Below are 13,061 nucleotides of genomic sequence, written 5' to 3' on the forward strand. Positions count from 1 at the left end.
TCAGAGCGCAGGGCCCTCGCCACGCAGCTTGTCGACCTCCGCCATCACCTCGCGCAACTGACCGAGCCATTCGTCGGCGTGCTGGCCGACCAGGCGCACCGACCAGGCGAGCGCGTCGGAGCGGGAGCGGGCCACACCGGCGTCGACGAGGGTGTCGAGCACCCGCCGTTCGGGTTGGCGCAGCCGGGTCATCACCGGCGCGGCGACGTGGGTGAACAGCGCCTCGGTGCCTGCGAGCCGCACGCCCCACGACACCTTGCGGGCGTAGCGGCCCTCGGCCTCGCGGGCGATCTCGATGCGCTCGTCGCGGGTCTCGGCGCGGAACCGGCTGATCCGGCCCTCCGCCTCGGCGCCCTCGACGTCGGCGTCCTTCAGCGTGCCGAGGACGGTGATCTCCTCACGGTCGACGGTCACGTCGACGTCGGAGAACCACGCCTCGGGCAGGCGGCCGGCGAACCACGCGGCCGCGTCGTCGGCGTCGGGAAGGTCGGCGGTCTGCCAGCCGCCACGGCGTCCGCGACTGCCGGGGCCGCGGCGGGGTTCCTCAGTGTCTTCTCGGGGACTCATGTCTGCTCCTTGGGGTTCGTTACTTGATTACAAGATTACGTCGCAAGCCAAACCGGTGGTTCGCTACAGTCCGCCCGGTGACCCAGCGACTGTCCAGCCCCTGTCCGTGCGGCAGCGACCGGACGTACGACGCCTGCTGCGGCCGACTCCACCGCGGCACCGCCCAGGCCGAGACGGCCGAGGAGCTGATGCGGTCGCGCTACACGGCGTACGCCGTCGGTGACGAGGACCACCTCTTCCGCACCTGGCACCCGCGCACCCGCCCGGACCCGCTCGCGCTCGACCCCGCGACCACATGGATCGGGCTGCGGGTCCTCGACATGGAGGCGGGTGGCGCCCAGGACGACGCCGGCGTCGTGGAGTTCGAGGCGTCGTGGAGCCGCGGAGGCGGGTCCGGCGTGCTGCGCGAGCGCAGCCGCTTCGAGCGGCGGGCCGGCCGCTGGGTCTACGTCGACGGAGAGGTCGCCGAGCAGTGACGTGAGCACGGCCGCTCATCGACGCGCTGGCCACCGACGGACTGCCGGCGACAGGCGGCTAGCGCGCCAGCGGGAGGCGAGCCCTGGACCGCCGATCCGGTCACCACAGGCCGAGCACCTGCCCCCCGAGCCGGACGACGAAGCCCGACACCACGATGATGAAGAACACCCGCACGAACCTCGCGCCGCGCGAGACGGCCACCCGGGCGCCGAGGTAGCCGCCCACCAAGTTGGCCGCCCCCATCGCCAGGCCGATCCCCCACAGCACCGCGCCCTGGGGCACGAACACGCACAACGCCGCGAAGTTGGTCGCCCAGTTGGCCAGCCGCGCCTTGGCCGAGGCCTCGAGGAAGTTGTAGCCGAGCAGCCCGACCAGCGTGAACACGAAGAAGGAGCCGGTGCCCGGGCCCAGCGCGCCGTCGTAGAAGCCGACGGTCAGGCCCGTGCCCATCGCTGCGAGGGTGTGGCGACGGCCGGTGAAGCGCAGCACGGTCGCCTCTCCCAGCCTCGGCTTGAAGAGCACGTAGGTGCCGACGACGATCAGCGCCACGAGCACGATCGGCTCGAAGAGCGATCTCGGGATGTGCGTCGCCGCGACCGCCCCCAGGGCCGAGCCGACGAACGACAGCGCCATCAGCGGCAGGAAGGTACGCGGGTCGGGCCGCACGCGACGGTAGTACGTCGCCGACGACACCGTCGTACCGCAGATCCCGGCCAGCTTGTTGGTGGCGAGCACGTGCACGGGTGCGGCGTTGGGCAGGCCGAGCAGCAGGGCCGGCAGCTGGATCAGCCCGCCCCCGCCCACCACGGCGTCGACGAAGCCCGCGGCCAGGCCGGCGAGGACGAGGAACGCGACGACGTCGAGGCCGATGTCGCCCACAGTGTCCCTCTCGTCGCCCGTACGCCGTTTGCCGCCAACCCCAGATGCTGCCAGAGTCGCCGCCGTGTCCCGCATCGTGTCCCTGCTCCCGGCGACCACCGAGATCCTCTTCGCGATCGGCGCGGGCGGCGACGTGGTGGGGGTGACCTTCGAGTGCGACTTCCCGGAGGAGGCGCGCAGCCGGACCGTCGTGTCGACCAGCGCCATGCCCGAGGGGCTCACGCCGCGTGAGATCGACGACTTCGTGGCCGCCGCCATGACGCGAGGGGACGACCTCTACCACCTCGACGAGGGAGCGCTGGCCGGGCTGGACGCCAGCCTCGTCGTCACCCAGGACCTGTGCGCCGTCTGTGCCGTCGACGTCTCCGTCGTCGACGACGCGCTGGCCCACCTGGGCTGCACCGCCGAGGTGCTGACCATCGACCCGCACACCTTCGCCGAGGTGCTCGACTCGATCCACACCCTCGGGACCGCCACCGGCCACGTCGCCGAGGCGGCCGTGCTGGTGCGCGACATCGAGGCCCGCCGGGACGCCGTCGTACGCCGGGTGGCCGGCCGCCCGCGGCCCCGGGTACTGCTGCTCGAGTGGACCGACCCGCCGTTCGCTCCCGGCCACTGGATCCCGGAGATGGTGGAGATGGCCGGCGGCAGTCCCGTCCTCGGCAGCGCGGGCGAGAAGTCGGTGCGGGTGACGTGGGAGGCCGTCCACGCCAGCCAGCCGGAGGTGGTCGTGGTGGCACCCTGCGGCTACGACCTCGCGGGCGCCCAGGCGCTGGCCGACGAGCTGGTCGGCAGCGGGGTCCTGCCCGACGGCGTACCCGTGCACGCCGTGGACGCCAACGCGTCCTGGGCCCGCCCGGGCACCCGCCTCGTCGACGGCGTGGAGGCGCTGGCGGAGATCCTGCATCCGCCCGTGTGAACTTCGCGGGGCGACGAGCCCGGCGCTACCGTGTGGTGGTGAAGTACGCGAGCTCTCTCCTGGACCTGATCGGCAACACTCCGCTGCTCCGACTCTCCACGTCGCTGGGCCCCGAGATCGAGGTCGACCCGGCCACGCCGCAGGGCGAGGAGTCCGGACCGCTGGTCCTGGCCAAGGTCGAGTACCTCAACCCCGGCGGCTCGGTGAAGGACCGCATCGCCGAGCGGATGATCGAGGCCGCCGAGGCGTCCGGCGAGCTGCAACCCGGCGGCACGATCGTCGAGCCCACCTCCGGCAACACCGGCGTCGGGCTGGCGATGGTCGCCCAGCGCAAGGGCTACAAGTGCGTCTTCGTGTGCCCCGACAAGGTCAGCGAGGACAAGCGCAACGTCCTCAAGGCGTACGGCGCCGAGGTCGTCGTGTGCCCCACCGCCGTGCCTCCGGAGGACCCCGACTCCTACTACAACGTCAGTGACCGGCTCGCCTCGCAGCCCGGCGCCTGGAAGCCCGACCAGTACTCCAACCCGCACAACCCGCGCTCGCACTACGAGACCACCGGGCCGGAGGTGTGGGAGCAGACCGACGGGCGGATCACGCACTTCGTGTGCGGGGTCGGCACCGGCGGCACCATCAGCGGCATCGGCCGCTACCTCAAGGAGCAGAACCCCGACATCCAGGTGGTGGGCGCCGACCCGGCGGGCTCGGTCTACTCCGGCGGCAGCGGCCGCCCCTACCTCGTGGAGGGCGTCGGCGAGGACTTCTGGCCGGCCACCTACGACCCCGACATCGCCGACCGGATCATCGAGGTCTCCGACGCCGACTCCTTCGCGTTCACCCGGCGGCTCGCCCGCGAGGAGGCGCTGCTGGTCGGCGGCTCGTCGGGGATGGCGGCGTACGCCGCCAAGCAGCTGGCCGCCGAGCTCGCCGGCACCCCCGAGGGCGCGAAGGCCGTGATCGTCGTGCTCCTGCCCGACTCGGGCCGCGGCTACCTCACCAAGGTCTTCAACGACGACTGGCTCGGCCAGTACGGCTTCCCCACCGGCCAGGACTCCGACGCGAAGACCGTCGGCGAGGTGCTGCGCGGCAAGTCGGGCCGGCTGCCCGACCTCGTGCACACCCACCCCGGCGAGACGATCGCGGAGGCCGTCGCGATCCTGCAGGAGTACAGCGTCTCCCAGATGCCCGTCGTGCGCGCCGAGCCCCCGATCGTCGCCGCCGAGGTCGCCGGCTCGGTCTCCGAGCGGACCCTGCTCGACGCCCTCTTCACCGGCGCCGCCCGCCTCACCGACCCGGTCGAGGACCACATGTCACCGGCACTGCCCACGATCGGCTCGACCGAGCCCGCGCACGACGCCGTCGCCCTGCTGGAGGAGGCGGACGCCCTGCTCGTGCAGGAGGACGGCAAGCCGGTCGGCGTGGTCACCCGTCAGGACCTGCTGGCCTTCCTGGCGCGCCCCTGAGCCTGCCGCTGAGCCCGCCCCTGGCCGGCTTTCGGGACCGGCGGCGCGCGCAACCACCGCGCCCATAGGGTGGTGGCGTGGGGAAAGCAGCAGCCGCCCGGAAGCTGGCCTCTGCCGCGGCGTACGGCGGCGGGGGCCTTTCCGTGCTGGGCGCAGGTCTGTACGGCGTGCTGGCGGCCGAGGCCAAGCTGGCTCGCAAGGCGATCGGCCGGACCAACCTGGAGCCCCCCGACTCCACGGGGTGGTACGGCCGCGGCCGCCCCGGGCCGGCCATCAAGATCGCGCTGCTGGGCGACTCGAGCGCTGCCGGCTACGGCGTCGACCGGGTGGAGGACACCCCCGGCGCCCACCTGGCCTCCGGGGTGGCGGCCGCGGCCGACCGCCGGGTCTACCTGCGGCACGTCGCAGTCGTCGGAGCCAAGTCGACGCAGCTGGAGGAGCAGGTCGACCGCGTGCTGCCGATGGCGGCCGACGTCGCAGTCATCCTCGTCGGCGTCAACGACGTGACCCACAAGCTGCTCCCCTCCCAGTCGGTGCGCTACCTCGGCGAGGCGGTACGCCGTCTCGTCGAGGGCGGCACTGCCGTGCTCGTCGGGACCTGTCCGGACCTGGGCACCATCCGGCCCATCGCCCAGCCGCTCAGGCGGGTGGCGCGGGAGTGGTCCCGGCGACTGGCCGCCGCCCAGGCCATCACCGTCGTCGACGCCGGGGGCCGCACGGTCTCGCTCGGCTCGATCCTCGGCCCGGAGTTCGACGCCGCGCCGGCCCTCTTCTTCGGCCCCGACCGCTTCCACCCCTCCGCCGACGGCTACCGCTCGCTGGCCGGCGTGCTGATCCCCTCGACGATGGCGGCCCTGGGCCTGGTGCCCGACGAGCAGACGCCCGACGCCCACCGCGGTGAGCGGGTGATGCCGGTGGCCGCGGCCGCCGTGCGCGCGGCCCGCACTCCGGGCACCGAGCTCGACGGCACCGAGGTCGGCGGCGCGCAGCGCGGCCTGCGGGGCCGGTGGGTGCAGATGCGGCACCGCCGCCGCCAGCCGGCGCTGGAGACGACGTGCCCCGACTCCGCAGAGGTCTCCGAGACCCCGGCAGGGTAGGCCTAACCCCACCCCCGGTTGGCAGCCTGGACCCATCGAGAGTGGCTGCGCGGATCCATAGCGTCGTGGACATCAGATCCGTCCACGAAAGGCCACCACATGTCCACCGCACTCTCGGTCCGCGACCTGACCCGATCATTCGGTGAGGGCGAGCACGCCGTCCAGGCGCTGCGCGGCGTCTCGCTCGACCTCCCCGCCGGCAGCTTCACCGCCATCATGGGGCCGTCCGGCTCCGGGAAGTCGACCCTCCTGTCGTGCATGGCCGGTCTCGACTCCCCCACCTCGGGGAGCGTCACGGTCGAGGACGACGACGTCACCGGCTGGTCGGAGGCCCGCCGCACCGTGCTCAGGCGCAACCGGCTGGGCATCGTCTTCCAGCACTTCCAGCTGATCCCCTACCTCACCGCGGAGCAGAACGTCGGCCTGCCGGTCCGGCTCGCCGGCCGCCGGCCGGACCGCAGGCGCGTCGCGTCGTTGCTCGACGCCGTCGGTCTCACCGGTCGCGGCGGGCACCTCCCGGGCGAGCTGTCCGGTGGCCAGCAGCAGCGCGTGGCCATCGCCCGTGCCCTGGTCAACGAGCCCGCCGTCGTGCTCGCCGACGAGCCCACCGGTGCCCTGGACAGCCAGTCGGCCCGTAGCGTGCTCGCGCTGCTGCGCGGCTTGGTCGACCAGGCCGGCCAGACCGTGCTCATGGTCACCCACGACCCCGTCGCCGCGGCGTACGCCGACCGCGTGGTGTTCCTCGTCGACGGGACCGAGGCCGGCCGGATGACCAGCCCCACCGCCGACGCCGTGGCCACCCAGCTCGCGCATCTCGACGAGATCGCCCGGGGCGTGTCGGCATGAGCGGGATGACGATGCTGGCGCGACGGTCCCTGAGCCACCGCAAGCCCGCTTTCCTCGCGACCTTCGTCGTGGTGTTCCTCAGCGCCCTGATGGTGGGCTCCTTCGCCCACCTGGCCGAGATCGCCCAGGGTGACGGCCTGGTGGCAGCAGACCGGGACACGCTGACGATCATGGGCCTCGTCATCGGCGGCTGGGGCGCCGTGCTCGCCGTCTTCGCCGTCTCCTCCACGCTCTCGGTGGCCGTGCGTGGCCGGGACACCGAGATCGCCCTGCTCCGCTCGATCGGCGCGACCCCGCGCCAGATGCGCAGGCTGCTGCGCCGCGAGGTGCTCGTCGTGGCGGCGCTGGCCGCGGGCGCGGGGGTCGCACTCTCGTGGCCCGTCGGCGCTCTCCTGCTGGACCAGGTGCGCGCGGCGGGCATGGTCGCCGACTCGGTGACGTTCGAGCCCGGCCTGATCGCCATGGCGGCGACGTTCCTGGCCGTGGTGGGTGTCAGCCTGCTCGCGGCCGGCACGGCCTCCAGGAGGGTGACCAGCGGCACCGCCCGCTCGGCGCTCGCGACCGCCGACTCGGCGCCCCAGCGCTCGCGCTGGCGCACGCTCGGCGGCTCCGTGCTGGTGCTGTACGGCGTCTCGGCCGGCTTCGTCACCTTCTTCGTCACCGGGAACATGGACGACCCGTTCGCGGCGATGTCGACCGCGGGCTCCGCCGGGCTGATCGTCTCCGTCGGGCTGGCTGCGTTCGCGGCACCGATCCTGCGCGGGCTGACCCGGGTGCTGACGCCCGTGCTGGGCCGGGCCGGGGTCAGCGGTGACCTGGCCGCCCTCGCCACCCGGCACCGCAGCCACCTCCTCGGCCCGGTCTTCGGCGGCGCCGCGGTGTTCACCGCCACCGGCACCAGCGTGCTGATGCTGGTGGGGATCGACGCCCGCTCGTTCGTGCTGCCCGAGGGCATGCTCCAGGCCGAGGCCGACTCGATCTTCTTCCTCAACAACGTGGTCGTCGGCATGATCGCGGTGTTCTGCGCCGTCGTCCTCGTCAACGGGCTGCTGGCGGTCATCGCCGACCGGCGGGCCGAGTTCGGCCGGGTGCGGCTGGTGGGCGGCACGCCCGGGCAGGTGCGCCAGGCGGTCCTGATCGAGACCCTGCTCGTCTCCGCGCTGGGTGTCGCCACGGGCCTGGTCGCGTCACTGGCGACGGTGCTGCCCTTCTCCCTGGTCCGCGACGAGGGCGTCGTCCCGAACGGGCAGCTGTGGCTGCCGGCGCTGATGGCCGTGATCGCCATCGGCCTGACCGTCGGTGTCGGGAGGTTCGCAGTCACCCGAGCCGTGCGGCCCCGCGCGCTCGAGGTCGTGGCGTGATCATGCGCTCGGTGGAAGACTCGCCGACCGTGACCGACCGGAGCGCGTGGAACCTCGACGAGCTGCTCCCTGTCGACTCGGTGGCGCCGGTCCCGCTCGACGAGCGGGGCCTGCGCAGCCGGCTCGCGCTGACTGGGCTGGCCCTGGTGCACATCGCGCTCGCGGTCCCGGCGCTCGTGCTCGCGATCCTGACGATCCTGTCGGTCGCGCTCGGGCCGCTCGGCTTCGGGATCGCGCTGTCCCACCTGGTCGTGCCGGCCACCGCCGCGATCAACCGGGTGCACCGGCGGCTCTCGGCCAGGGTGCTCGGCATCGAGCCCATCGAGGCGTCGTACGCACCGGGGAGCGGGCCGCTGGGCGGCCCGTTCACCTGGGTGCGCGACAAGGCCAGGTGGCGCGACTTCGGCCACCTGGCCTTCGCCGCCACCGGCGGCTTCGTGATGTCGGTCGTGGTGGCCGGGCCGCCGACCCAGCCGGTGGTCAACCTGCTCGGCGTGATCCTCGACGGCGGGCCTGCGTGGTGGGCGCTCTTCCTGCTCTCGTCGCCGGTGGCCTTCGCCATCTGGTGGTCCGTGACGCCCGCTCTGGTGCGCGCCTACGCACTCGCCACGCGCGGCATCCTCGCGCCGCGCGCCGACGAGCTCGAGCGCCGGGTCGAGGAGGTCACCGCCTCCCGGACCGCGACCCTGGACCACTCCGCGGCCGAGATCCGCCGGATCGAGCGCGACCTCCACGACGGGGCGCAGGCCCGGCTGACCGCGATCGGCATGACCGTGGGGTACGCCGAGAGCCTTCTCGTCAAGGACCCCGCGGCCGCCTCCGAGCTGCTCGCCGAGGCCCGCGAGACGACGCTGGCCGCCCTGGAGGACCTGCGGGCGCTCGTGCGCGGCATCCATCCGCCGGTGCTGGCCGACCTCGGGCTGAGCGCCGCAGTGGAGAACCTGGCGATGCAGCTGCCGATCACGATGTCGCTGGAGCTGCACCTGGCCGGCCACCCGCCGGCTCCGGTGGAGTCCGGGATCTACTTCGCGGTCGCGGAGTGCCTGGCCAACACCATCAAGCACGCCGACGCCCGGCGCGGCTGGGTGCGCTTCGACCACGACGGTCGCCGGCTGCGGGTCGTCTGCGGCGACGACGGCCGCGGCGGCGCCGACACCGCTCTGGGCACCGGGCTCGCCGGGGTCGCCCGGCGCCTGGCGGCCTTCGATGGCACCATGACCGTCGACAGCCCGGACGGCGGGCCGAGCGTGATCACCATGGAGGTGCCGTGCGAGTTGTCATCGCGGAGGACCAGGCCCTCCTCCGGGACGGCCTGATCCGGATCCTCGAGGGCAACGGCTTCGACGTCGTCCACGCCGTCGGTGACGCGCCCGCCCTCGACACCGCGCTCGACGATCCCGAGATCGACGTGGCGGTGCTCGACGTCCGCCTGCCGCCCGGCCACGCCACCGAGGGCTTGGTGGCAGCAGCGCGGGTGCGCGCGGCCCGGCCGGCCTTCCCGGTCCTGGTGCTCAGCGCCCACATCGAGCCGGGCTACGCCCGCGACCTGCTCGCCAGTGGCGAGGGCGCGATCGGCTACCTGCTCAAGGACCGGGTCGTCGACGTCGCCAGCTTCGTCGCGGCGGTGCGCCATGTGGGGTCCGGCGGCACGGTCCTCGATCCCGAGGTGGTCGCGGCCCTGCTGGCCCGGGCCGACCGTCGTACGCCGGTCGGCAGGCTCACCCCACGCGAGCGCGAGGTGCTCGGGCTGATGGCCGAGGGGCGCTCCAACGCGGCGATCGCGGCGGCGATGGTGGTGACCGAGAAGGCCGTCGGCAAGCACACCAACAGCATCTTCACCAAGCTGGACCTCCCACCGGCGCCCGACGACAACCGACGCGTGCTCGCGGTGCTGGCCTGGCTCCAGGAGTCGGCCTGACCTGGACTGGTCCGAAATGGCCACCGGCCCGCCCCCCGCTCAGAGGGAGGCGGACCGGTGTCGATCAGGTGGGTCAGTCCTGGCTGAAGATCGCCAGGATGCGGAGCAGGTTGGTGTAGATCCAGACCAGGCTGACCGTCAGCCCGAAGGCCGCCCGCCACGACTCGCGCTCAGGGAGCCCGGCGGCGACGCCGTTCTCGACGAAGTCGAAGTCGAGGATCAGCATGAACACACCGAGCACCAGGCCGGCGATCGACATCAGGAGTCCGAGGGCTCCAAAGCCGAACAGGCCGGTCTCGACGCCGAACAGGCTCAGCACGAACGAGAGTAGGCCCAGGCCCACCAGGCCGAACATGCCTGCGACCACGAAGGCCCGGAACTTGGCGCCGACCTGGATGTTGAAGAACTTGTACGCCGCGAGCGTGCCCGCGAAGGCCGCGAACGTCCCGAGCACGGCGCCGGTGACGATCCCTCCACCGAACTGGGCGTCGAAGAACTTGCTCAGCGCACCGAGGGCGACACCCTCGAGCGCGGCGAAGGCCAGCACGAGCGCCGGGCTGATGACGCGCTTGAACGAGTTGACCAGCGACAGCCCGAAGGCGCCGAGCGAGCCGACCGTCATCAGCGCGATGGCGCGCTGCAGGTTGTCCTCGCTGACGGTGCCCGCGGTGACGTCTCCGATGTACCACCAGGTGATGGCCGCCGTGACCATGACGAGGAGCACCGAGATGCCGGTCGCCTGCACCACAGAGTCGATGGTCATCCGGCCCCCGGTGCGCTCCTGGGTCGGCGTACCCGTGCCCCAGGTCGACGGGTCGGAGGATCCCTGGACGATCCCGCCGGGGTAGGTCTGGTTGCCGTAGGCGTTGGTGCTGGCGCGGTTGAACTCTTCGGTTCGCGCGAACACCGGGTTGTTGCTCTTCATGGTCTCCTCCTTGGAGGCCGTCCTGCCGTAAGCCGTCGTGGTGACGACTGCTGAGGCCCACTCTATGCGGGCTCGCTGATTTCAACGTCCGGCGAAGGGGCGGTGTTCCCGCGGACAAGCGTTCGTATGCGTCTGTTTGCGATCTGTTCGTCGAGTGCCCCGGGTGGGGGTCGAACCCACACTGAACGGCTTTTAAGGCCGCCAGGTCGAGGTCGAGAGGTCCACGGCGGTCCGGCGCCGGTCCACGAGCCTGTCACGCGTTTCTGCTGGTCAACCCAGGTGCTTGCAAGCTCGCGCCCACTTCACGTGCGGAATTGCGGCGAACCGAAGTCCCGATGATGCCGGAGCGCTGAAGGAGCGCGGCTGTCGGTGGCGCCGCATATGGTCAGCACGTGACCTCAATCATCTGTCCTCACTGCCAGGGCTACAGCACCTTCTCTGTGGTGTACGTGGATGGCAACCGCCGCGTGGTCGATCAAGGGCGCGAGGTGCGCGATGGTGCGAGTCGCTGCAACAACCCTGATTGCATGAGGGTGATTGGAGGCTTGATCGGTCAGAACCAAAGAGACGTCATTGAGTGGTGGCCGAAGCAGGTGGGCGGCAAGGACTTCCCAGACGTGCCTGAGCACATTGCATCCACGGCCGACGAGGCGCACAAGTGCCTGAGCATCGGTGCCCACCGTGGCGCGATCGCCCTCGCTCGTGCGGTGGTCGAGGCGACAGCGAAAGCCAACGACATCACCAAGGGCATGCTCGACAAGAAGATCGACGAGTTGGCCAAGAAGGGCGTCATCTCCGAGGCCATGAAGGAAGCCGCACATGAGATCCGGTTCGCTGGGAACGAGGTCGCTCACGCTGACTTGGCAGAGGACCCGATCACGGCGGAGGACGCTGACGAAGTGCTTCAACTCATGGACGCGATCCTGACCCGCGTGTACCAAGAACCGGCTCAGGTCGAGCGCGTTCGGACTCGCCGTCAGGAGCGACGCGGCGAGTAGCCCATCGGCCCTGGCACAGCCGACCTGCGGAGTGAGGAAGTTGCCCAACGGCAGGCGTACGGTTCGCCGCTCCTCGCGCTCTGCAAGTGAGCGCCGAACCGAAGGGAAGGGCTGCCATGCCCGAGAACAGCACCCGCGTCCGTCACGCTGTAAGTCGCTCAACCGGAGCCACCACTTGGACCCGCAAGGACGGCGACGAGTGGAAGACGACCTGCCTCAACCACGAAGCCGAGACGGCCGCGACCAGCCGAGGTCCCGCCTGGAAAAACGGCTCGACCCCGGCAAGCTTCTGCGCCAAGTGCAAGGCCCTGGCTGCCAAGGGCGAGAAAATCACTGGTCCCCGGCTCGACCTGCCGGTGACGAAGGTGGCCGCAAAGAAGGCCTCAGCCAAGCCCGCGCCGAAGCCGACGGCGAAGTCCGCCACGGCCAAGGCTGCGAAGGTGGCCTCATGACCGAGCGCGATCCCGAGCCCTACCCCGACCCGTGGTCCGCCCCCGACGGCAAGTTCATCGAGTCAGGGCTCCGCCCGGTAGCCGACGACGAGGACGACGAGCCCGCCAACGATTGACCAACCCCGACCGACCCGGCTGGCTACGGCTCGCCGGGTCGAGTCACAGAACCGCACCTTTGCGGCCTCCGCGTAGCCACGGGTGGGGGTTCGGGCGGTCGCGGGGCGTTAGCCCAGGCATTCGCCCACCTACGGACGCTCGCATGTGTTCGCGCCGGGGTCGCCGTCGGGCTCGTTCGTGGCTGCCATCCGCGTTCGGAGCCCCGCGACTTCGTCGGTGCGTGTGGTATACGGCGCAGGCCGTCCAACGAGGCGTATTGCGTATGAATGGGCGCGCTATACGAATCACACCAATGTCGTCCATTGCTTGCATTCTTATACGTCCCGTGCTTCCATGTACGCATGGCTCCGGAAATTCCGGGGTCGTATAGCGAGAGGGGCTCCCCGTGACTACCACGGAGACCGAAGAGAAGAACGCCGCACCTGGAGACGGGACCGGCGCTGGAATGATCGAGTGGCTCGGGTGGACCATCCAGAAGAACGAGATGGTTGACGCGACCGCAAGCGCGCTTCGTACAGCCTGCCAGAAGGTCCTCGCTGTCGAGGACGCTTGGGCGTCTATGGACATGAAGACCCTGGACATCGAGTCGACAGTCAGCCGCTTCCGCATCAAGCACCGCGGAGACATGAAGGACCAGACGCTCAACACCTACGAACAACGCTTCCGCCAGACCGTTGACATGTATGGGAAGTGGCTCGCGGGCGACCAGACTTGGAAGCCCACGCAGCGCAAGCGCACGGTTCGCCAGCCGCCCTCGAACGGGCCGACGTCCACCACGTCGGCTCCGGCCACACCGACAGCGACCGAACCGACCCCGTCCAAGGTGGATCTGCCGCCCCAGCCGGGCATGATCACGTACCCGTTCCCTATCCGGCCCGGGATGCAGGGACAGATCACCCTGCCCGAGGATCTGTCCGTCAAGGAGTCCAAGCGGATCGCCGCGTTCATCAGTGCACTCGCGTTCGAGGACGAGGCGCAGCCACTGGCGATCGAGGCACGTCGCTACGACGACGAGTGACAAGAAACCCGCCTCCGAAGTGATTGA

At 71.3% G+C, this 13,061-nt stretch carries 14 protein-coding genes and 1 tRNA gene; 11 read left to right on the top strand and 4 right to left on the bottom strand.

All coding sequences use genetic code 11. The annotated features are described in order from the left end of the window. The gene (locus tag ACP7BP_RS01545; RefSeq protein WP_426241827.1) at positions 1-567 is read right to left on the bottom strand and encodes a hypothetical protein; all 567 of its coding nucleotides are present in this window, start codon (positions 565-567) and stop codon (positions 1-3) included. A 77-nt stretch (positions 568-644) separates the two neighbouring features. Between ACP7BP_RS01545 and ACP7BP_RS01550 the strand changes: the two genes are divergently transcribed. Next, positions 645-1,043, top strand: a complete 399-nt coding sequence (locus ACP7BP_RS01550) for a YchJ family protein (protein WP_426241829.1) — start codon at positions 645-647, stop codon at positions 1,041-1,043. A 100-nt stretch (positions 1,044-1,143) separates the two neighbouring features. Here ACP7BP_RS01550 and ACP7BP_RS01555 read toward each other — a convergent pair whose 3' ends face one another. Next, positions 1,144-1,923 (bottom strand): TSUP family transporter, encoded by a 780-nt coding sequence (locus ACP7BP_RS01555; protein ID WP_426241831.1) that lies wholly within the window; start codon positions 1,921-1,923, stop codon positions 1,144-1,146. Between the two features lie 64 nt (positions 1,924-1,987). On the opposite strand from ACP7BP_RS01555, the gene ACP7BP_RS01560 reads away from it, so the two are divergent. From ACP7BP_RS01560 to ACP7BP_RS01590, 7 genes are all read left to right on the top strand, one after another. Beyond that, positions 1,988-2,842: an ABC transporter substrate-binding protein gene (locus ACP7BP_RS01560; protein ID WP_426241832.1), complete on the top strand. Its 855-nt coding sequence runs from the start codon at positions 1,988-1,990 to the stop codon at positions 2,840-2,842. Between the two features lie 38 nt (positions 2,843-2,880). Further along, the gene (locus ACP7BP_RS01565) at positions 2,881-4,302 is read left to right on the top strand and encodes a cystathionine beta-synthase (protein ID WP_426241834.1); all 1,422 of its coding nucleotides are present in this window, start codon (positions 2,881-2,883) and stop codon (positions 4,300-4,302) included. A 77-nt stretch (positions 4,303-4,379) separates the two neighbouring features. Beyond that, positions 4,380-5,399 (top strand): SGNH/GDSL hydrolase family protein, encoded by a 1,020-nt coding sequence (locus ACP7BP_RS01570; protein ID WP_426241836.1) that lies wholly within the window; start codon positions 4,380-4,382, stop codon positions 5,397-5,399. Positions 5,400-5,498: 99 nt separating this feature from the next. Beyond that, the gene (locus ACP7BP_RS01575) at positions 5,499-6,245 is read left to right on the top strand and encodes an ABC transporter ATP-binding protein (protein WP_426241837.1); all 747 of its coding nucleotides are present in this window, start codon (positions 5,499-5,501) and stop codon (positions 6,243-6,245) included. Then, the gene (locus ACP7BP_RS01580) at positions 6,242-7,606 is read left to right on the top strand and encodes an FtsX-like permease family protein (protein WP_426241839.1); all 1,365 of its coding nucleotides are present in this window, start codon (positions 6,242-6,244) and stop codon (positions 7,604-7,606) included. The genes ACP7BP_RS01575 and ACP7BP_RS01580 overlap by 4 nt, the downstream gene beginning before the upstream one ends. A 29-nt stretch (positions 7,607-7,635) precedes the next feature. Further along, positions 7,636-8,922, top strand: a complete 1,287-nt coding sequence (locus ACP7BP_RS01585) for a histidine kinase (RefSeq protein ID WP_426241841.1) — start codon at positions 7,636-7,638, stop codon at positions 8,920-8,922. After that, on the top strand, positions 8,874-9,524 hold the full coding sequence (locus ACP7BP_RS01590) for a response regulator (RefSeq protein ID WP_426241843.1): 651 nt from the start codon (positions 8,874-8,876) through the stop codon (positions 9,522-9,524). Before ACP7BP_RS01585 ends, ACP7BP_RS01590 begins: the two co-directional genes overlap by 49 nt. Positions 9,525-9,597: 73 nt before the next feature. Here ACP7BP_RS01590 and ACP7BP_RS01595 read toward each other — a convergent pair whose 3' ends face one another. Both ACP7BP_RS01595 and ACP7BP_RS01600 read right to left on the bottom strand, forming a co-directional pair. Beyond that, entirely contained in the window at positions 9,598-10,449 is an 852-nt protein-coding gene (locus ACP7BP_RS01595) for a Bax inhibitor-1/YccA family protein (protein WP_426241845.1), read from the bottom strand. Between the two features lie 155 nt (positions 10,450-10,604). Then, positions 10,605-10,677 (bottom strand) — tRNA-Leu (locus ACP7BP_RS01600). Positions 10,678-10,841: 164 nt separating this feature from the next. Between ACP7BP_RS01600 and ACP7BP_RS01605 the strand changes: the two genes are divergently transcribed. The 3 genes from ACP7BP_RS01605 (at position 10,842) to ACP7BP_RS01615 (ending at position 13,034) form a co-directional block, all read left to right on the top strand. Next, entirely contained in the window at positions 10,842-11,447 is a 606-nt protein-coding gene (locus ACP7BP_RS01605) for a DUF4145 domain-containing protein (RefSeq protein WP_426241847.1), read from the top strand. 116 nt (positions 11,448-11,563) lie between these two features. Beyond that, entirely contained in the window at positions 11,564-11,899 is a 336-nt protein-coding gene (locus ACP7BP_RS01610) for a hypothetical protein (protein ID WP_426241848.1), read from the top strand. Between the two features lie 502 nt (positions 11,900-12,401). Continuing rightward, positions 12,402-13,034, top strand: a complete 633-nt coding sequence (locus tag ACP7BP_RS01615; protein WP_426241850.1) for a hypothetical protein — start codon at positions 12,402-12,404, stop codon at positions 13,032-13,034. The last annotated feature ends 27 nt before the right edge of the window (positions 13,035-13,061 follow it).

The organism is Nocardioides sp. LHG3406-4 (assembly GCF_049897745.1).
In the GTDB taxonomy this organism is placed as follows: Bacteria; Actinomycetota; Actinomycetes; order Propionibacteriales; family Nocardioidaceae; genus Nocardioides.